The organism is Lysobacter terrestris (assembly GCF_014489475.1).
Classification (GTDB): Bacteria; Pseudomonadota; Gammaproteobacteria; order Xanthomonadales; family Xanthomonadaceae; genus Agrilutibacter; species Agrilutibacter terrestris.
This window is the reverse complement of the sequence record NZ_CP060820.1, coordinates 1550921-1569098: the sequence shown is the minus strand read 5'-3', so window position 1 is coordinate 1569098 and position 18178 is coordinate 1550921. Positions and strand designations below refer to the sequence as shown.

Here is an 18178-nt window from a genome sequence, read left to right as displayed (position 1 = left end):
AGGCAGTCATGGCTGCACGTTCGATCGCGTCACTCACCGTCTCGTTCGGCCTGGTCGCCATTCCGGTGAAGCTGTACACCGCGACCGAGTCCAAGGGCGGCATCTCCTTCAACCTGCTGCACAAGAAGTGCGGCTCGCGCGTGCGCTACCAGACCATGTGCGCGCGCGAGAACATCCCGATCGAGCGCGACGAGATCGTCAAGGGCTACGAGTTCGCCAAGGACCAGTACGTGATGTTCGCGCCGGACGAGCTGAAGGCGCTGGAGGAAGTGGGCACGCACAGCGCGGACATCGTCGAGTTCGTGCCGATCGCGGCGATCGACCCGGTGTACTTCGACAAGGCCTACTACCTCGCGCCGGACAAGGGCGGCGCCAAGCCGTACGCGCTGTTCGCCAAGGCGCTGCGCGAAGCCGGGCGCTGCGCGATCGGGCACTGGGCCACGCGCGGCAAGAGTTACATCGTGATGATCCGCCCGGTCGAGGACGGCCTGGTGATGCAGCAGCTGCTGTATGACAACGAGGTGCGTTCGATCAACGACCTCGACATCCCGCGCACCGAGGTCAAGCCGGCCGAGCTGAAGCTGGCGCAGCAGCTGATCGATTCGCAGAGCGCGGAGACCTTCGATCCGACGCAGTACAAGGACGACGTCGCCGCGCGCATCGAGGCGGCGGTGCAGCAGAAGGTCGAGGGCGAGCAGATCACCCTGGCCGCGGAACCCGAAGGCGGCGCGCAGATCATCGACCTGATGGAAGCGCTGCGCGCGAGCCTGGAGAAGAAGGGCGGCGGCGCTGCGCCTGCAAGCAAGGGCGCGGCCGCGACCAAGGCCGCGCGCAAGCCGGCCAAGCGCGTCGCCGCGCTCGACGTCGAGGACGCCGCGGCGCCGGCGCCGAAGCGCAAGGCCGCCAAACGAACCAAGTAGGCCAGCGCATGCATTCCTACGGCGTGAGCGAGGTCGAGAAGCTGCTACGGCTGTCGCGCGCCACGATCCGTTCCCTCGTCGCCGCCGGTTTCGTCACCCCGCAGCGCGGCCCGCGCAATGCGCTGCGCTTCTCCTTCCGCGACCTGATCGTGCTGCGCACCGCGCGCGCACTGGCCGCGGCGAAGATCCCGCACCGGCGCATCCTGCGCGCCCTGCGCGAGCTGCGCAGCCGCCTGCCGGAGGAAATGCCGCTGTCGGGACTGAGCATCGGCGCGGTCGCCGACCACGTGGTGGTGCGCGAAGGCAGCCGCCACTGGCTGGCGGAAACCGGCCAGTACCTGCTCGCGTTCGAGGGCGACCCGGAACACGGCACGCTGCGGGTGATCGAAGCGGCGGCGGAAGCGCCTGCACCGGCCGACACCGCGCGGCTGGCCGCGCTGGAACGCAGCAACGCCGAACACGCGCTGGACGCCTACGAACGCGCCGTCGCCGCCGATCCACTGCGGCTGGACGCGCGCATCAACCTCGGCCGCCTGCTGCACGAACTGGAACACCACGACGACGCCGAACGCACCTACCGCGACGCGTTCGCCATCGTCCGCTCGGAACGCAACTATTCCGACCGCGGCGATGCCGCCCTGCTCCACTTCAACCTGGGCGTGCTGCTCGACGACATGGACCGCGCCGACGAGGCGATCGCCGAATACGAGAATGCGTTGCGCGTCGATCCCGAACTCGCTGATGCGCACTACAACCTCGCCCTGCTCTACGAGGAACAGGGCGAGGCACGCCAGGCACTGCGGCACATGTCGCAGTACCGACGGCTGACCAAGCAGCAGTAATTCATCGAACGGAACACGTCGCGACGCGTTCGAGTCGTTGCGGCCCTGCCTGCGCCTACCTGCGCTCCCACGGCGGCACGCCGCCCAGCTTCTGCGCGAGGAAATCGACGAAGGCGCGCACGCGCGGCGGCACCAGCCGCCGTTGCGGCATGACCGCGTGGATGCCGGTGTCGGCAAGCGGGTAGCCCGGCAGCACCACGCGCAGGCGGCCCGCGCGCAGGTCGCCGTTGACGTGCCAGGTCGAATGCAGGGCGATGCCCAAGCCGGCGACGGCGGCGTCGCGCAGCAGTTCGCCCTGGTTGGCCTCGAGCCGGCCCTGCACGCGCACGGCGACTTCGTGGCCGCCGTCCTGCAGCCGCCACACGTCGTTGCGGCCCTGCGCGCCGACCAGCAGCAGGCAGTCGTGGCGGGCGAGGTCCGCGGGCACCTGCGGTTCCCCGTGCGCGCGCAGGTACTCGGGCGAGGCGCACAGCACGCGCTGGTTGCCGGCGATGCGCCGCGCCACCAGGCTCGAATCGTCCAGCGCGCCGATGCGGATGCCCAGGTCCATGCCGGCGCTGACCAGGTCGACCTTCTGGTCGTTGAGGTCGACGCTGACCCGCACGCCCGGGTGCAGGGCGAGGAACTCGGGCAGCAGCGGCGAGACGTACAGGCGGCCGAAGGTCGAGGACATCGTCACCCGCAGCGTGCCGGCGACGCCGCTGCCGGCCTTGCGCAGGCCATCGGCCAGCGACTCCAGGTCCTCGACCAGCACGCGGCCCTGCTCGGCCAGCAGCAGGCCTTCGGCGGTGGGGTGCAGCTGGCGGGTGGTCCGGTGCAGCAGGCGCACGCCGAGGTCACGCTCCAGCCGCTTCAGGCGCTGGCTGGCCACCGCGACCGACAGGTCGAGGCTGCGTGCGGCCGCGCTGATCGAGCCCAGGTCGAGCACGCGCAGGAACAGGGCGATGTCGCCGAGCCGGTCCATATTTTCAATTGAAAATTGAAAGTGTTTGCAGATATGCCCGGTTTCTGGCGAAGGCGCAACGGATCAGACTGCCCGCCTTCTCCCAAGGAGGCTGCCCGTGCACCTCGCCCGCACTGCTTCCCCGGCCGCCGCATCCGGCCGCCTGCCCCTGGCGTTGTACGCGCTGACCGTCGGCGCCTTCGGCATCGGCACCACCGAGTTCGTGATCATGGGCCTGCTGCTACAGGTCGCGGCCGACCTCAAGGTAACGATCGCGGCCGCCGGCCTGCTGATCTCCGGTTATGCGCTGGGCGTGTTCGTCGGCGCGCCGCTGCTCACCGCCGCGACCGCGAAGCTGCCGCGCAAGGCGGCGCTGGTCGCGCTGATGCTGATCTTCACCCTCGGCAACCTCGCCTGTGCGCTGGCGCCGAACTACACGGTGCTGATGGCGGCGCGCGTGCTCACCTCGCTCGCGCACGGCACGTTCTTCGGCATCGGCGCGGTCGTCGCGACCGGCCTGGTCGCCGCCGACCGCAAGGCCTCGGCGATCTCGATCATGTTCACCGGCCTCACCGTGGCGACGCTGCTCGGCGTGCCGGCGGGCGCCTGGCTCGGTTTGCACTTCGGCTGGCGCGCGACGTTCTGGGCCGTCGCACTGATCGGCGTGATCGCCACCGTGGTGATCGCGACGCTGGTGCCGGCCGACCGCGGCGATCGCCGCGGCATCGCGCTGCGCGAGGAAGTACAGGTGCTCGCGCGGCCGCAGGTGCTGCTCGGCCTGGCGGCGACGGTGCTCGGCTACGCCGGCGTGTTCGCGGTGTTCACCTACATCCAGCCGCTGCTCACCCGCATCAGCGGTTTCAGCGAGAGCGCGGTGTCGCCGATCCTGCTGGTGTTCGGCGTCGGCATGATCGCGGGCAACCTGATCGGCGGGAAACTCGCCGATCGCCGCCTGCTGCCGGCGTTGGTCGGCTCGCTCACGCTGCTCGCGCTCGTGCTCGGCGCGATGACCTTCGCCGTGCACAGCCAGGTCGCCGCGGTGCTGTTCACCGGCCTGCTCGGCGCCGCCGCGTTCGCCACCGTCGCGCCGTTGCAGCTGCGCGTGCTGCAGCAGGCACGGGGCGCGGGCGAGAGCCTCGCCTCCAGTTTCAACATCGCCGCCTTCAACCTCGGCAACGCCATCGGTGCGTGGCTGGGCGGCGCGGTGATCACCCACGGCCTCGGTCTCGGCGCGATTCCGTGGACCGCGGCGCTGCTGACGGTTGGCGGCCTGGCGATCGTGCTGTGGAGCGTGCGTCTGCAAGCGCGCAGTGAACGCGCACCGGTGCTCGCGACCTGCAGCGCCGACTGACGCAGGTAAACGCGAACCGGAACGGGCGGTACGCCGGCGCGAGCCGCACCCCGGCGTGGCACCGGACTAGGATGTCGGCAGCGGCCCGCGGTGGTCCGGCCGTTGCGCGCGGAAATGGACTGCCAATGGACCGCTTCCCGCGGTCCAATGCCGCCAGGAGGCGCGAATGGACCTGGTTCTCGACGGAGATGGACCGCTGTACCTGCAATTGGCCCGCGCCCTGCGCGAGGCCATGGCCGCCGGCCGGCTCGGCAATGGCACCCGGCTGCCGTCCAGCCGCGAGCTGGCGTACGACCTGCAGCTCTCGCGCACCACCGTGGTCGCCGCCTACGAGCACCTGCGCACCGAGGGCTTCATCGCCGGGCGCGTGGGCTCGGGCAGCTACGTGACGTCGCCGTGGACCGCGCCGGTGCGGCCGCCGCCGCCGCGCCGCGCGGTCGTCGCCCAGTCCGATTTCAGCCGGCGCACGCGCGCGTACTGCGCGCTCGACGACATCCCCGGCCGGCGCCCGCCGGGCATGCGCCACGCGTTCCAGTTCGGCGTGCCGATGGTGAACACCGCGCTGACCGCGCAATGGGTACGCGAACTCGCGCGCGCCGCGCCGTACGTGCAGCCCGGCTATCCGCGCATCCAGGGACTGCCGGCCTTGCGCGAGGCGGTGGCGCGCCACGTCGGCCGCAGCCGCGGCGTGGCCTGCAACGCCGACGACGTACTGATCGTCGGCGGCACCCAGCAGGCGCTGGCGCTGATCGCGCGCGTTCTGCTCGATCCGGGCGACGAAGTGGCGCTGGAAGAGCCGCATTACTTCGCCGCGCGCACGCTCCTGCAGGTGCACGGCGCGCGCCTGACCGGCGTGCCCGTCGACGCCGACGGCCTGCAGGTCGAGCGCCTGCCCGATCCGGCGGCGAAGCTGACCTACGTCACCCCCTCGCACCAGTTCCCGACCGGCGCGGTGCTCTCGCACGAACGCCGCCTCGCCCTGCTCGAATACGCGCGGATGGGTTCCGGCTGGATCGTCGAGGACGACTACGACGGCGAATTCCGCCACGACCAGCAGCCGGTGCGGGCGCTGCAGGAACTCGACCGCGACGGCCGCGTGCTCTACATCGGCAGCTTCTCCAAGACCCTGTTCCCGGCGCTGCGCCTGGGCTACGTGATCATGCCGGCGGGGCTGAAGGACGACCTGCTCGCGGCGAAGTGGACCGACGACTTCGCCTGCCCACCGCTGGACCAGGCCGCGCTGGCCAATTTCATCAGCGCCGGCGGCTACGAACGCCACCTGCGCCAAGTGACGCGCAAGCTCGCCGAACGCCGCCGGCTGCTGCGCACGCTGCTCGCGGAACACTGCGGCGACCGTCTCGACATCACCGACTCGCACGCTGGCATGCACCTGGTCGCCTGGGTGCGCGACATGCCGGCCAGCGAAGGCGAGGCGCTGGTCCGCGCCGCCGCCGAGCGCAAGCTCGCGCTGTATTCGATCGCGCCCTGCTACCTGCAGCCGCCGGACCGCACCGGCCTGATCATGGGCTACAGCGCGATGTCACCGGGCGAGATCCGCGATGCAGTGGCGTTGTTCGCGCGGTGCCTGGCGCTGTTCCCGCGCCGCAGCGAGGGCGAGCGCAAGCGTCCGGCGTTGTACCTGGCGCGCAGTTCGTGGTGAAGGGCCAACGGCTCCCTCGCCCCGCGTGCGGGGTGAAGGCGGGCGCTTGTGCGCCACTGGCGCACGCCCGACTGAACGCCCTTGCGCTGCGTGCAAGGGCCGGGGCATAGCGAGGGACCGCGTTGCGCCCAGCAACGCAAGGTGAGGGGACGTGACGGACGCGACAAAGGAGCAGCTCGCTGCGCACGCCCCTCATCCGCCCTGCCCTCAGCGGCTGCCGCCGCTTCGACCTTCTCCCCGCCAAGCGGGGAGAAGGAATGCTTCTTCACTGCGCGCGCTATCCCGTACTGCGCGTACCCACCGCGCGCAGGTAGGCGTCGAGGTTGCGCGCCGGATCGTCGGCGAAGATCTCGCCGCTGGGCGCGTGCGCCGCGATCCGGTCCGGGCGGAAGCTGCGGAAGTCGCCGCGCAACCGGCACCACGCACCCAGCGTCCAGGTGCCGCCCCAGAAGGCGAGCGCGAGCGGTTCCACCTCGCGCGCGCTGACCGCACCGTGACCGTCGCGGTAGTCCAGGCGCAGCACCTGGCGGCGTTCGATTGCCGCGTGCAGCGCGTCGATCAGGCCGCTGTTCTCGATGCGGCCCGCGACCTGCGGGGCGAAGATGCGGGTGCGGCGGCTGCGCTCGCGCAAGGCGTCGGGCAGCACCGCTTCGATCTTCAGCAACGCCGCGGTGGCGCCACGGCCCAGGCGCTCGCCGCCGAAGGCACGGACGAAACGCGTGCCGACCACCAGGGCTTCGAGCTCGTCCTCGTTGAACATCAGCGGCGGGATGTCGGCGCCCTTGCGCAGCATGTAGCCGACGCCGGCTTCGCCCTCGATCGGCACGCCCGACAGCTGCAGGTCGGCGACGTCACGGTAGACCGTGCGCAGCGAGACCTGCAGGGTCTGCGCGAGCTGCTGCGCGGTGATCGCCGAACGGCGGCCGCGCAGGGCATGGATCAGCAGGAACAGGCGGTCGGCGCGGCGCATGCGGCATGATGGCGTCGACTCCGCGTCAATTCAAAGTCGCGGCCGCTGCACGCCGCGCTCAGCGCAGTTCCGAACGCGCGGTCGGCAGCAAGCGGCGCAACTCCGGTGGTTCGCGCAGTTCGTCCAGCAACGCCGACGCCAGCGCGTCGCGCCACCCGGCATCGCCACGCAACGCGTGCAGGTGCGCATCCAGCGCGGCCACGTCGTCGAAGCGCGCCAGCCACACGAACACGCGTTCGCCCTCGCGCACCGGCAGGCGCGGGAAGGTGTTCGCGCTCGCGTCGGTGACATAGCGGGCGACGATGCGCGCGCCGTGCGCCTGCAGGCGCGGCGCCAGCTCGCGTTCGAAGCGGGCGGCGAAGCCGTCCTGCGCGGGCTGCGTCAACGCGCAGGTGCCCAGGCACCACGCGCCGGCCGGAACCGCTGCGCCCGGCGCAGGGCGCGGCGGCGTCGCCGTGGTCGTGCCCGCGTTCGCCTCCGCCGGCTGCAGCAGCAGCACGTTGTCGCTGTCGATCATGGTGGCGTTGGCGGCCGCGCGATGCTGTTGCCACACCGGGCCGCCATAGAACGCCTGCAGCGCGTCCGCGCGCGCGGCCATCGAGGGGAAGCTGCGCAGCCAGACGAAGCGGTCCGGCGCGTCGAGGTCGCGGAAGGTGCCGAGCACGTGCATGCCGACCGCTTCCTGCGTCTCGACGAATTCGCGCTCGAACAGCTCCACCAGCACGTCGCGCTGGCCGGGGTGCAACGTGTACTGGCGCAGCTCCAGCACGTGGTCCTCGTGCCGCAGGCGGCCCGCGTCGTCGAGGCGACGGAACCACATGTGCCAGTTGGTCTCCCAGCTCGCGCCGTCGTCGGCGGAAAACGCCTGCTGCCAGTGCGCCGTGTTCGCGCTGGTGTGCTCCCAGCGGAAGCGCACGCGCACCGGCTGCCCGGCGTGCGTGTCGTGGCCGAGGAACGTGCCCACGCCCGCGTCGAAGCGCCCGCTCACCGCCGGCTCCAGCACGCCGCCACGATCGCTGGCCCAGTGGATGCGCCATTCGTTCGCGGCGACGTCGTACAGGCGCAGCGCGAGGCCTTCGAAGCCGCCGTTCCAGTCGCTGTGGAATTCCTCCAGGTTGCCGATGCCGCCGAGCAGCGGCCGACATTCGTCGTGGGCGACGAACACCTCCCATGTGTCGCTGCCGGTCAGGCGCTGCTGCAGGCGTTCGTTCTGCACGCGCCAGCGCCCGTGGATGAAGTCGAAATCGTGGCGGCCATCGCGCCGGGGGTTCGTGTCCATCGCCTACTCCGCGCGCGTGATGCGCATGATCCAGTTGGTGTCCCAGCTCGCGCCGTCGTCGCGCGAGGCGGCCTGTTCCCACACGAACGCATTCGGACCGATGTCGGTCCACAGCGCGCGCGACAGGATGCGACCGCCGTCGTCGCGGTCCTCGCCGACGAAGCGGCCGACGCCGTCGCGGAAGGACCCGTAGGCCGGCAAGCCGAGCAGGCCGTCGCGTGCGCTCGCCCAGCGGTCGCTCCAGCGCCGTTGTTGCGGATCGAACAGGCGCAGGGTCAGGCCCTGCACCTCGGCGCTGCGGTACTCGTCGATGTTGCCGAGCCCGCCGAGCAACGGGCGGCAATCGAGCGTGGCCGGGAATTCGCGCCACTCGGCGGGGCCCGCATTGCGCTGCGTGAGGCGACGGTTGTGCACCTGCCAGCAGCCGTGGAAGAAATCGAAATCGTGGCGGCCGTCGTCGGCGTCGCCACGCGCGGGCGCAGTGGCGGCGAGCAGCGACGCGGCCGGCAGCGCCGCGGCCAGCGTGGCGGCACCGGCGAGGAAATCGCGGCGGCTGGCCATCACGCCACCGCCGTGCGAACGCGTCCGGCAACAACGCCGCAACGTAAGGCTGACAACATCCGGTCGGGCGACATGGCACGGCTCCTGCTTGGGAACTGCAGCCTGCGCCGGTCCTGCTGCCAGCCTGTTGTCAGCAGGCGCGCGGCAGCTTGCGTGCCAGGCGCGCGCTCGGCGTGCGCGTTGCCAGCAGGCGGATCGACACGCGATCGACGCCGAACCTGAACGCAACGCGCGGCCCGGCGCTCGCCTTCACCACCCACCCACCGCGCCGCACGCACGCTGCTCCCTGTCCGCCACCCGCACCCGAATGCGTACTGAGGGGTGGCATCTCAGCTGTTGCGACGCCCCGCGCCGAGACTGATCCGCATGAACACTTCCACGCCCGCTACCGCCGACGAACTGCTGCAAGCGCTCGCGCGCCTCGATGCGGCGATGCTGCTGGTCGTGCGTCGCGCCGGCCGCGGTTGCGGCCCGGATGCCGAACGCCACCTGGACGGCGCCTCGCGCGGCCTGCGCATCCTGCTCGGCCCCGACACCGGGCAGATGGTCAACGACGTGCTCGACGCCGCGCGGCGCGTGTTGACCGCGGCCGATCCGGCCGCCCCGCTGCTGATGCTGACCATGGCGCGGCAGAGCCTGGCCGCGGTGGTGCACCGGCACGCGGCGCGCGCGACCCGCAAGGTCGCCTGAGTTCCGCCCTCCCTTCGGCCGCCCGGTGCTGTTCGCGGGCGGCGCGGCCGTGCATCGGCGACAATGGCGGCCCTTCCGCCGCCACCCTGCCCGCCCGCCATGTCCAGTTCCAGCTCCATTTCCCTGACCCGCTTCCTGATCGAGGAAGAGCGCGCCGGCCACATCAACGCCGAACTGCGCCTGCTGATCGAAGTGGTCGCCCGCGCCTGCAAGACCATCTCGATCGCGGTCGGCAAGGGCGCGCTGGGCGGCGTGCTCGGCGACGCCGGCAGCCCCGGCGTGGCCAGCATGAACATCCAGGGCGAGGCGCAGAAGAAGCTCGACGTGCTCAGCAACGAGATCCTGCTCGAAGCCAACGCCTGGGGCGGCCACCTCGCCGGCCTCGCCTCGGAAGAAATGGACCACAGCCAGGCGATCCCCGACGTCTATCCGCGCGGCAACTACCTGCTGATGTTCGATCCGCTCGACGGCTCGTCCAACATCGACGTCAACATCTCGGTCGGCACGATCTTCTCGGTGTTGCGTTGCCCCGATGGCGTGACCACGCCGGGCGACGAGCACTTCCTGCAGCCAGGTACCGCGCAGGTCGCCGCCGGCTACTGCACCTACGGCCCGAGCACCATGCTCGTGCTCACCGTCGGCCACGGCACGCACGCGTTCACCCTGGACCGCGAGGTCGGTTCCTTCGTGCTGACCACGCGCGGCATGCAGATTCCGGAAGAGACCAAGGAATTCGCGGTCAACATGTCCAACCAGCGCTTCTGGGAAGCGCCGATGCAGCACTACGTCGGCGACCTGCTCACCGGCAAGGAAGGCCCGCGCGGCAAGGACTTCAACATGCGCTGGGTCGCCTCGATGGTGGCCGACGTGCACCGCATCCTCACCCGCGGCGGCATCTTCAGCTATCCGCTCGACAGCAAGTGCGCACCCAAGGGCGGCAAGCTGCGCCTGATGTACGAAGCCAATCCGATGAGCTTCCTGGTCGAACAGGCCGGCGGCGCGGCGACCACCGGCCGCGTGCGCATGCTGGAAGTGCAGCCGACCGGCCTGCACATGCGCGTGCCGGTGTTCCTCGGCTCGAAGCAGGAAGTCGAAGTCGCGACGCGCTACCACCGCGAGCACGACGCCGCGCACGCCGACGTCGCCGCGACCGCCTGAGCCATGCACGCGGGAAGTGCTTGACCGCGCTTCCCGCCTGCCACGCCGACGCCACGCCACATGAGCACGAACGAAGCCATCGCCGACTTCATCGAGGTCTACGACGACGCGCTGTCGCGCGAGGCCTGCGCGGCGCTGGTCGAGCGCTTCGGCGCGAGCAAGGCCGACGAGCCCGGCCGCGTCGGCGGCGGCGTCTTGCCCGAGCTGAAGGACAGCCGCGACATCTCCCTCGCCGGCAAGCCGGAATGGCGCGACGCCGAGGCGCAGCTCAACCAGGCGGTGTTCCGCGGCCTGCTCGCCTACCTGCGCCGCTACCCGCACACGCTGATCGCGCCGCTGATGCTGGAAATCCCCGGCGCGGACGGCAGCCGCCACCGCCTCACCGCCGAACGCCTGCAGGCCATGGACGACGCGGCGCTTACGCCGATCGTGCAGACCGTGCTGCGCCCCGGCGCGATCAACCTGCAGCGCTACACCGGCGGCCGCGGCGGTTATCCCTATTGGCACTGCGAGCTGTACCCGCGCGATCCCGGCGCCGACACGCTGCACCGCCACCTGCTGTGGACGATCTACCTCAACGACGGCTTCGCCGAGGGCGAAACCGAGTTCCTCTACCAGCAGCGCAAGATCACGCCGCGCACCGGTTCGCTGCTGATCGCGCCGGCCGCGTTCACCCACACGCACCGCGGCAACCGCCCGCACGGCGGCGACAAGTTCATCGCGACCAGCTGGATCCTGTTCCAGCGCGCGGAAGCGCTGTTCGGCAAGGGCTGAGCGCCCGCTACGGCACGCCACGGCAGGGCCCGTTGGCGCGGTAGCGGGAGTGTCCGCGGCGCGGCTACTCTTGCGTTGGCCAGTGTGTTTGCCGCGTCCGACCGTCCCTGCGCAAGGAGCCCGACATGAAGGTGTTGCTTCCGGTCCTGTCCGCCGTCGTCGCCACCGGCCTGGGTCTCGGCCAGGCCCGTGCGCAGGAACACGACCACCACGGTGCGGCCGCGCTGGGCGACGTGAACTTCCCGGTGTCGTGCACGCCGGCCGCGCAGGAAAAGTTCAACACCACGGTCGCGCTGCTGTACTCGTTCTACTGGGAAGAAATCGACCGCGCCATCGCGGACGTGCTCGCGGCCGACCCGACCTGCGCGATGGCGTACTGGGCCAAGGCGGTCGCCAGCATCGACAACGCCCTGGGCTCGCCGCCGACGCCGAAGCAGGAGCAGCAGGGCTGGGACGCGGTGCAGCAGGCGAAGCGCCTCGGCGGCCGCACGCCGCGCGAACGCGACTACATCGACGCGGTGGCACTGGTGTTCAAGGACCACGCCAGCATGCCGTTCGCACAGCGCGCGAAGGCCTACGAGAACGCCCTCGCCCAGCTCCACGCCCGCTACCCCGACGACACCGAAGCGACGATCCTGTACGCGTTCTGGTTGCAGGTCACCGCCGACCGCAACGACCAGACCTATGCGCAACAGCTGCGCAGCGCGAAGCTGCTCGAGCCGCTGTTTCCCAGGCAGCCCAACCACCCGGGCATCGCGCACTTCCTGATCCACGCCTACGACTTCCCCGCGATCGCCGCGCAGGGCGTGGCCGCGGCCGAACGCTACGCCGCGATCGCGCCGGATTCGCCGCATGCGCTGCACATGCCCTCGCACATCTTCTCGCGCGTGGGCCGCTGGCAGGATTCCATCGCCACCAACACGCGTTCGCGCGCGGCGTCCCACAGCGATCGCGACGTCTACCATGCCACCGATTACCTGGTGTACGCCTCGCTGCAGCTCGCCCGCGATGCGGAGGCGCGGCGCTGGGTCGAATTCGTCGACACCACGAAGCCGAACGAGGAAACGCGACAGATCGCCTACGCCGGCGCGGCGATTCCGGCGCGCTACGCGCTCGAACGCGGCGACTGGAAGACGGCCGCGACGCTCGCGCTGCATCCCACGCCGGCGCAGTTCAACTGGAGTCCGTTCCCCGAAGGCGAGGCGGTGAACGCGTACGCGCGCGGCCTGGGCGCGGCGCGCAGCGGCGATGCGGCGGCCGCGAAGGTGGAACTCGCGCGCCTGGCCGCGTTGCGTGCCGCGATGGTCGCGCAGAAGAAGGCCTACTGGATCGAGCAGGCCGACATCCAGGCCGGCGCGATTTCCGCATGGATCGCCCGCGCCGAGGGTCGCAACGACGAGGCGTTGCAGCTCATGCGCGAGACGGCCGATCGCGAGGACCGCACCGAGGAGCACATCATGATGCCGGGCCGGGTGTTGCCGGTGCGCGAGATGCTCGGCGACCTGCTGCTGCAACTGGAGCAACCGGCGCAGGCCCGCGCCGTCTTCGCGCAGTCGCTGGTGAACGATCCCAACCGCCTGCACAGCCTGTACGGCGTCGCGCAGGCCGCCGAGCGCGCGGGCGATCGCCGCGCGGCGAAGGCCGCCTATGCGCGCCTGCTCGCCCAGGCCGATGCGGCATCGGAGCGCGGCGAACTCGCGCATGCGCGCAGATTCGTAGGCCACCGGCGCTGATGCCGGCGCGCGGTACTCGCCGCGCGGCGCCTCAGGCCACGCGCGGCTGGTTCAGCACCAGCCAGTACAGGCCGACCTGGCGCACCGCCCACACGAACTGCTCGAAATCCACCGGCTTCTGGATGTAGCTGTTCACGCCCAGCGCGTAGCTGGCCTCGACATCGAAGGGCTCGGCGCTGGTGGTCAGCACCACCACCGGCAACTCGCGCGTGGCCGGTTCGGCGCGGATCGCCTGCAGCACTTCGCGGCCGTCGAGCTTGGGCAGGTTGAGGTCGAGCAGCACGATCGACGGCAGCTCGCGCGGGTCGCGCTCGGCGTAGCGGCCGCGCGCGAACAGGTAGTCGAGCGCCTCGGCGCCGTCGCGCACCACGATCATGCGGTTGGCGACGTTCGCCTCCTCGAACGCGAGCCGGGTCAGCTCGACGTCGTCGGGATTGTCTTCCACCAGCAGGATGTCTTTATGCGCCATGCGGCGTCTCTCGCGCGTCCGGCAGTTCGACAGTGAAGGTCGCGCCGTCACCGGTTTGTGAAATCGCGCTGATGCGGCCGCCGTGGCGTTCGGCGATGCGGCGGGCGATGGCCAGGCCCAGGCCGTGGCCCGCGCCCTGCCCCACGCCGTGCAGGCGCTGCAGCGGTTCGAACAGCTTGCCCAGGTAGCGCGGGTCGAAGCCGATGCCGGCGTCGCGGATGCTGAGGACGAAACGGCCGGATTCCTGCCGGCCGCTCACGTCGATGCGGGTCTGCGGCGCCGCCGCGGAGAACGCCCAGGCGTTGTGCAGCAGCTCGGCGAGCAGTTGCCGCAGCAGGCGCTCGTCGCCGTGCGCGCGCAGCCCGGGCTGGACGTGCACTTCGGCCTGGCGCCCGGGCTCGGCGGCCTGCAGGTCGGCAAGCACCCATTCGGCCAGCAGGCTGAGATCGACCGGCGCCGGCTGCAGCGCCACATGGGTGGCGCGCGAGAGCTCGCCGAGCTTGTCGAGCAGGCCGCCCATGCGCGTGGCGGCGGCGCGGATGCGCGCGAGTTGCTCGCGCTCGTGCGGTTGCAGGCGTTCGTGGGCGCTGCCGGCCAGGTGCCCGGCGAATCCGTCGATCGCCCGCAACGGCGCGCGCAGGTCGTGGGTGATCGCATCGGTCAGCAGCTGCAGCTGCCGGCGGGCGGCTTCGAGCGCAGCGAGCTGGGGGTCGGCTTCGGTCATGGACTGACGGCGGCAACGGTCGGTCCGATTATGCCGCGCCGCCATCGCTCCACGTCGTGAGGAGTGCCCACACATCGCAATGCCTGCGGACATCGGCGTGTGCGCTTTCCGGGCCGGACCTCAAACCGCGGCCGCGGTGATTCCTCTCAGAACAACTCGCCCTGCGGCGACGCCGCCCGCGGTGGCGTGAAGCGGCTGGCGTCCAGCGGCGGCAAGCGGCCGAAGCCGAGCCGCGCATGCGCCTTGGCGAAGCGTTGCTGCAACAGCTGCGCGAACGGCCCTTCGCCGCGCATGCGCTTGCCGAAGCCGCTGTCGTAATCCTTGCCGCCGCGCATCTGCTGGACCAGGCTCATCACGTGCGCGGCGCGATCGGGGTAATGCAGCTCCAGCCATTCGCGCCAGACCTGCTTGAGTTCGTGCGGCAAGCGCAGCAGCACGTAGCCGGCGGCGCGCGCGCCGTTGTCGTAAGCGGCTTCGAGGATGTGTTCGAGCTCGCGGTCGTTGAGCATCGGGATCATCGGCGCGGCCATCACGCCAACGGGCACGCCCGCTTCATGCAGCGCCTGCATCGCCCGCAGCTTGGCGTGCGGGGCGGAGGCGCGCGGTTCCATCTTCGCGGCGAGGTGGTTGTCGAGCGTGGTGACGGAGAAGTACACGTTGACCAGGCGCTCGCGCGCCATTGCCGCCAGCAGGTCGATGTCGCGCTCGATCAACGCGCTCTTGGTGATGAAGCTGAGCGGGTGTTTCGTTTCCGCCAGCACTTCCAGGCATTGGCGGGTGATGCGGTAGCGACGCTCGATCGGCTGGTAGGCGTCGGTGTTGATGCCCAACGCGATCGGCGTGCAGCGGTAGGACGGGCGCGACAGTTCCGCGCGCAGGCGTTCGGCGGCGTTGGTCTTGGCGAACAGCCGGGTCTCGAAGTCGAGCCCCGGCGACAGGTCGAGGTAGGCGTGCGACGGCCGGGCGAAGCAGTACACGCAGCCGTGTTCGCAACCGCGGTAGGGATTCACCGAGGCGGCGAAGCCGATGTCGGGCGAATCGTTGCGGCTGACGATGCTGCGCGCGTGCTCCTCGGTGACCGTGGTCGCCGGCCGCGGCGCCTCGGCCAGGCCGGCGTAGACCGAGCCCCAGCCGTCGTCCACGCCCTGGGTGGTGGTGACGGCGTAGCGGCCGTGCACGTACGACGCCGCGCCGCGGCCTTTGATCGGGGCTCCGGGTTTGTAGGCGTCTTCCATCGGCGTTCGCGGCGCGGTGGCGCGCGGCAGGTCTGCGGGATGGCAGATTATTAGCAATATTACTAATTGGCAAACCGGTCCCGCTGAACGGGGGAAGCGCGTCGCCGCGGCGGCAGGCCAAGGGCACCGCGCGGCAATGGGATACGCTCGCCGCGTCGCGGCCACCGCGATGCCGCCCGACGAAACCCTCCCGGATCCGCATGCCCGACGCCCTGCGCGACCTCTGGACCGCCCTCCTCGCGGTCCCGCACCTCAAGCTCTACCTGACCCTCGCCTGGGCGGTGTACCTGCTCGGGCTGGGCGGCTGGATCGTGCTGCAGAAGCGCGAACCGGTCGCCACGCTGAGCTGGCTGGTCAGCCTCGCCGCATTGCCCTACATCGGCTTCGCCATCTACTACCTGCTCGGCCCGCAGCGCATCCACCGCCAGCGCCTGCGCCGCGTGCGCGCGAAGGCGAAGTTCCCGCCGCTGCCGGACGGCTTCAAGCCCAGCCCCGAAGCGATCGAGCTCGCGCGCCTGGCCCAGGCCACCACCGGCCTGCCGCCGACGACCGCCACTTCGGCGCAGCTGCTGATCGACGGCGGCGCCAAGTACGCGGCGCTGCTGCGCGACATCGCCGGCGCAACCGAGCACGTGCACCTGGAGTACTACATCTTCTATCCCGACCGCACCGGCGCCGCGCTGCGCGATGCGCTGGTCGAACGCGCCCGCGCCGGGGTCAAGGTGCGCCTGCTGCTCGACGCGGTCGGTTCCGGCAAGACGCCGCGGCGTTTCTTCGACGAACTGGTCGCGGCGGGCGGCGAGCTGGCGTGGTTCCACCCCACCCGTTTCGGCCAGGTGTGGAAGCGGCCGTGGCTGAACCTGCGCAGCCACCGCAAGATCGTGGTGATCGACGGCCGTATCGCCTACACCGGCGGCATCAACATCACCGACGACGAGGACGAGCGCCTGCGCGAGGACGCGTACCGCGACCTGCACGTGCGCGTGGAGGGCAACGTGGTGGGTTCGCTGCAGCTGGTCTTCATCGAGGACTGGGCCTACGCGACCGGCGCGCCGCCGCTCGCCCTGCCCGCCCCGGCACCGCATGCCGGTCGCATTCCCATGCAGGTGCTGGTGTCTGGGCCGGATTCGTCGTGGGAAGCGATCCATCGCCTGCACGTGGGCGCGATCCATTCGGCGCGACGCCGGGTCTGGCTGGCCACGCCCTACTTCGTGCCCGGCGAGGCCGCGCGCATGGCGCTGACCTCGGCGGCGCTGGGCGGCCTGGACGTGCGCCTGCTGGTGCCGCGGCGCAGCGACAGCCGCCTGGTCACGTTGGCCGCGCGCTCCTACTTCGACGAGCTGCTCGTCGCCGGGGTGCAGATCTACGAGTACGGCCCGCGCATGCTGCACACCAAGGCGCTGCTGTGCGACGACGACCTGTGCATCATCGGCAGCGCCAACTTCGACCACCGCAGCTTCCGCCTCAACTTCGAGGTCTCGCTGATGTGCGGCGACGCCCGCCTGTGCGCCGAACTGGCGACGCTGCTCGAGCGCGAGTGCGCCGGCGCCACGCGCGTGCTCGCGGAACGGGCGCGGCCGCTGTTCCAGGCGCGGCTGCCCGAGGCGCTGGCACGGCTGGTGTCGCCGGTGCTGTAGCCCCGCCGTCGCGGCGCGGAATGGCCCGCGATCGCACCCACGGATCGACCGCGTGGCCGGCGGGCATGGCGCACGAATCGACGGCCGTGCGCCGCGCTACACTGCGGCCACGCACCCTGGAGTTGCCCCAATGGCCTGGTTGTTCCTGCTGCTCGCCTTCGGTTCCCTGTGGGTGGCCTTCACCACCTCCTCGCCCGCGGTCGTCGCACTCGGTCTGATCGTCGCCCTGGTCCTGCTCGTGCTGTTCGTGCTGAAGCTCGCCGCGGACAAGATCGGCAGCCGCTCGCGCGAGGAGCAGATGATGCTCGACCCGGAAGAGTTGCGCCGCCTGCGCGAACAGGCCGAGGCGCGCAGGCTGGCCGCGACCGCGTCGAGCGAGCTGCCGCGCTGAGCCCACGCCGGGGGCACCGCGCCGCTGCCGTAAACTGGCGGCCATGACCGTCCTCAGCGTCAACGTCAACAAGATCGCGGTGCTGCGCAATTCGCGCGGCGGCGGCGAACCCGATGTCGTCCGCGCCGCGCGCGCCTGCCTGGATGCCGGCGCACACGGCATCACCGTGCACCCGCGTCCCGACGCGCGCCACATCCGCGCCGACGACGTCTACGCGCTGGCGGAGCTGACGCGCGAGTACGGCGTCGAATTCAACCTCGAAGGCAACCCGTTCGCCCCGCCCCGCGCGGGCTATCCGGGCTTCCTCGCCCTGTGCGAACAGGTCCGGCCGGCGCAGGCGACGCTGGTGCCCGACGGCGATGCGCAACTCACCTCCGACCACGGCTTCGACTTCGCCCGCGACGCGGCGGCGCTGCAACCGCTGGTGGCGCGACTGAAGGCGTTGCAGTGCCGGGTCAGCCTGTTCGCCGACGCGCACGGCGATGCCGACGACGACATGCGCCACGCGGCCGCCGTCGGCGCCGAGCGCGTCGAGCTGTACACCGGCCCCTACGCCGAGGCGCACGCCGCCGGTGATGCGCGCGCGATGCTGGCGCGGTTCGCCGCCACCGCGCGCCGCGCGCAGGCGGCCGGCCTGGCGGTGAATGCCGGCCACGACCTGAGCCTGGACAACCTCGGCGAATTCCTGCGCGCCGTGCCCAACGTGCAGGAAGTGTCGATCGGCCACGCCCTCATCGGCGAAGCGCTGTACGCCGGGCTGGCGACCACGGTGCGCAACTACCTGGCGCTGCTCGGGTCGGTCTGAGGCGTCGGCTGCCGGCGCGACCGGCGCCGCCGCACA

The 18178-nt window shown here is 71.1% G+C and carries 19 protein-coding genes; 11 read left to right on the top strand and 8 right to left on the bottom strand.

Features of this window, described 5'->3' with window-relative positions:
- Positions 1–8: 8 nt before the first annotated feature.
- Positions 9–920, top strand: coding sequence for a non-homologous end joining protein Ku (gene ku, locus H8B22_RS07390; protein ID WP_187713440.1), 912 nt, complete (start codon positions 9–11; stop codon positions 918–920).
- An 8-nt stretch (positions 921–928) separates the two neighbouring features.
- Positions 929–1762 carry a tetratricopeptide repeat protein gene (locus tag H8B22_RS07385; RefSeq protein ID WP_187713439.1) on the top strand — a complete coding sequence of 278 codons (834 nt, stop codon included), beginning with the start codon at positions 929–931 and terminating at the stop codon, positions 1760–1762.
- 55 nt (positions 1763–1817) lie between these two features.
- On the opposite strand, the gene H8B22_RS07380 is transcribed toward H8B22_RS07385, so the two are convergent.
- Complete coding sequence (locus tag H8B22_RS07380) at positions 1818–2726, bottom strand: LysR family transcriptional regulator (RefSeq protein WP_187713438.1); 909 nt, start codon at positions 2724–2726, stop codon at positions 1818–1820.
- A gap of 97 nt (positions 2727–2823) precedes the next feature.
- Here H8B22_RS07380 and H8B22_RS07375 point away from each other — a divergent pair, with 97 nt between their 5' ends.
- Together H8B22_RS07375 and pdxR are read left to right on the top strand one after the other, a co-directional pair.
- On the top strand, positions 2824–4056 hold the full coding sequence (locus H8B22_RS07375; RefSeq protein WP_225876304.1) for an MFS transporter: 1233 nt from the start codon (positions 2824–2826) through the stop codon (positions 4054–4056).
- Positions 4057–4222: 166 nt separating this feature from the next.
- Positions 4223–5716: a MocR-like pyridoxine biosynthesis transcription factor PdxR gene (pdxR, locus tag H8B22_RS07370; protein ID WP_187713437.1), complete on the top strand. Its 1494-nt coding sequence runs from the start codon at positions 4223–4225 to the stop codon at positions 5714–5716.
- A gap of 277 nt (positions 5717–5993) precedes the next feature.
- Here pdxR and H8B22_RS07365 read toward each other — a convergent pair whose 3' ends face one another.
- The 4 genes from H8B22_RS07365 to H8B22_RS07350 all read right to left on the bottom strand — a co-directional run bounded on the left by H8B22_RS07365 (position 5994) and on the right by H8B22_RS07350 (position 8800).
- Positions 5994–6686, bottom strand: a complete 693-nt coding sequence (locus H8B22_RS07365; RefSeq protein WP_187713436.1) for a helix-turn-helix transcriptional regulator — start codon at positions 6684–6686, stop codon at positions 5994–5996.
- 58 nt (positions 6687–6744) lie between these two features.
- Positions 6745–7965 carry an NIPSNAP family protein gene (locus H8B22_RS14740; protein WP_208456936.1) on the bottom strand — a complete coding sequence of 407 codons (1221 nt, stop codon included), beginning with the start codon at positions 7963–7965 and terminating at the stop codon, positions 6745–6747.
- Positions 7966–7968: 3 nt separating this feature from the next.
- Complete coding sequence (locus tag H8B22_RS07355) at positions 7969–8526, bottom strand: hypothetical protein (RefSeq protein WP_208456935.1); 558 nt, start codon at positions 8524–8526, stop codon at positions 7969–7971.
- A gap of 130 nt (positions 8527–8656) precedes the next feature.
- Positions 8657–8800: a hypothetical protein gene (locus tag H8B22_RS07350; protein WP_187713435.1), complete on the bottom strand. Its 144-nt coding sequence runs from the start codon at positions 8798–8800 to the stop codon at positions 8657–8659.
- A gap of 92 nt (positions 8801–8892) precedes the next feature.
- On the opposite strand from H8B22_RS07350, the gene H8B22_RS07345 reads away from it, so the two are divergent.
- From H8B22_RS07345 to H8B22_RS07330, 4 genes are all read left to right on the top strand, one after another.
- The gene (locus H8B22_RS07345; RefSeq protein WP_187713434.1) at positions 8893–9216 is read left to right on the top strand and encodes a hypothetical protein; all 324 of its coding nucleotides are present in this window, start codon (positions 8893–8895) and stop codon (positions 9214–9216) included.
- Between the two features lie 99 nt (positions 9217–9315).
- On the top strand, positions 9316–10374 hold the full coding sequence (locus H8B22_RS07340; RefSeq protein ID WP_187713433.1) for a class 1 fructose-bisphosphatase: 1059 nt from the start codon (positions 9316–9318) through the stop codon (positions 10372–10374).
- Between the two features lie 60 nt (positions 10375–10434).
- Positions 10435–11148 carry a 2OG-Fe(II) oxygenase gene (locus tag H8B22_RS07335; RefSeq protein WP_187713432.1) on the top strand — a complete coding sequence of 238 codons (714 nt, stop codon included), beginning with the start codon at positions 10435–10437 and terminating at the stop codon, positions 11146–11148.
- Positions 11149–11273: 125 nt separating this feature from the next.
- Positions 11274–12881: a hypothetical protein gene (locus H8B22_RS07330; RefSeq protein WP_187713431.1), complete on the top strand. Its 1608-nt coding sequence runs from the start codon at positions 11274–11276 to the stop codon at positions 12879–12881.
- Between the two features lie 31 nt (positions 12882–12912).
- Here H8B22_RS07330 and H8B22_RS07325 read toward each other — a convergent pair whose 3' ends face one another.
- The 3 genes from H8B22_RS07325 to H8B22_RS07315 form a co-directional block, all read right to left on the bottom strand.
- Positions 12913–13350: a response regulator gene (locus tag H8B22_RS07325; RefSeq protein ID WP_187713430.1), complete on the bottom strand. Its 438-nt coding sequence runs from the start codon at positions 13348–13350 to the stop codon at positions 12913–12915.
- The gene (locus tag H8B22_RS07320; RefSeq protein ID WP_187713429.1) at positions 13340–14074 is read right to left on the bottom strand and encodes a sensor histidine kinase; all 735 of its coding nucleotides are present in this window, start codon (positions 14072–14074) and stop codon (positions 13340–13342) included. The genes H8B22_RS07325 and H8B22_RS07320 overlap by 11 nt, the downstream gene beginning before the upstream one ends.
- Positions 14075–14220: 146 nt before the next feature.
- A complete protein-coding gene (locus H8B22_RS07315; RefSeq protein WP_187713428.1) occupies positions 14221–15309 on the bottom strand; it encodes a PA0069 family radical SAM protein in 1089 nt (362 codons plus the stop codon).
- 200 nt (positions 15310–15509) lie between these two features.
- Between H8B22_RS07315 and cls the strand changes: the two genes are divergently transcribed.
- The 3 genes from cls to H8B22_RS07300 all read left to right on the top strand — a co-directional run bounded on the left by cls (position 15510) and on the right by H8B22_RS07300 (position 18142).
- Positions 15510–16946 (top strand): cardiolipin synthase, encoded by a 1437-nt coding sequence (cls, locus tag H8B22_RS07310; protein WP_187713427.1) that lies wholly within the window; start codon positions 15510–15512, stop codon positions 16944–16946.
- Positions 16947–17076: 130 nt separating this feature from the next.
- Complete coding sequence (locus H8B22_RS07305; protein WP_187713426.1) at positions 17077–17337, top strand: hypothetical protein; 261 nt, start codon at positions 17077–17079, stop codon at positions 17335–17337.
- 43 nt (positions 17338–17380) lie between these two features.
- Positions 17381–18142, top strand: coding sequence for a pyridoxine 5'-phosphate synthase (locus H8B22_RS07300; protein WP_187713425.1), 762 nt, complete (start codon positions 17381–17383; stop codon positions 18140–18142).
- The last annotated feature ends 36 nt before the right edge of the window (positions 18143–18178 follow it).

Coding starts and splice junctions, on each gene's coding strand:
- H8B22_RS07365 (WP_187713436.1), bottom strand. CDS start 6,686: ATGCGCCGCGCCGACCGCCTGTTCCTGCTGATCCATGCCCTGCGCGGC.
- cls (WP_187713427.1), top strand. CDS start 15,510: ATGCCCGACGCCCTGCGCGACCTCTGGACCGCCCTCCTCGCGGTCCCG.
- H8B22_RS07380 (WP_187713438.1), bottom strand. CDS start 2,726: ATGGACCGGCTCGGCGACATCGCCCTGTTCCTGCGCGTGCTCGACCTG.
- H8B22_RS07325 (WP_187713430.1), bottom strand. CDS start 13,350: ATGGCGCATAAAGACATCCTGCTGGTGGAAGACAATCCCGACGACGTC.
- pdxR (WP_187713437.1), top strand. CDS start 4,223: ATGGACCTGGTTCTCGACGGAGATGGACCGCTGTACCTGCAATTGGCC.
- H8B22_RS07355 (WP_208456935.1), bottom strand. CDS start 8,526: ATGGCCAGCCGCCGCGATTTCCTCGCCGGTGCCGCCACGCTGGCCGCG.
- H8B22_RS14740 (WP_208456936.1), bottom strand. CDS start 7,965: ATGGACACGAACCCCCGGCGCGATGGCCGCCACGATTTCGACTTCATC.
- H8B22_RS07385 (WP_187713439.1), top strand. CDS start 929: ATGCATTCCTACGGCGTGAGCGAGGTCGAGAAGCTGCTACGGCTGTCG.
- H8B22_RS07340 (WP_187713433.1), top strand. CDS start 9,316: ATGTCCAGTTCCAGCTCCATTTCCCTGACCCGCTTCCTGATCGAGGAA.
- H8B22_RS07315 (WP_187713428.1), bottom strand. CDS start 15,309: ATGGAAGACGCCTACAAACCCGGAGCCCCGATCAAAGGCCGCGGCGCG.
- H8B22_RS07320 (WP_187713429.1), bottom strand. CDS start 14,074: ATGACCGAAGCCGACCCCCAGCTCGCTGCGCTCGAAGCCGCCCGCCGG.
- H8B22_RS07335 (WP_187713432.1), top strand. CDS start 10,435: ATGAGCACGAACGAAGCCATCGCCGACTTCATCGAGGTCTACGACGAC.
- H8B22_RS07300 (WP_187713425.1), top strand. CDS start 17,381: ATGACCGTCCTCAGCGTCAACGTCAACAAGATCGCGGTGCTGCGCAAT.
- H8B22_RS07330 (WP_187713431.1), top strand. CDS start 11,274: ATGAAGGTGTTGCTTCCGGTCCTGTCCGCCGTCGTCGCCACCGGCCTG.
- H8B22_RS07345 (WP_187713434.1), top strand. CDS start 8,893: ATGAACACTTCCACGCCCGCTACCGCCGACGAACTGCTGCAAGCGCTC.
- H8B22_RS07305 (WP_187713426.1), top strand. CDS start 17,077: ATGGCCTGGTTGTTCCTGCTGCTCGCCTTCGGTTCCCTGTGGGTGGCC.
- ku (WP_187713440.1), top strand. CDS start 9: ATGGCTGCACGTTCGATCGCGTCACTCACCGTCTCGTTCGGCCTGGTC.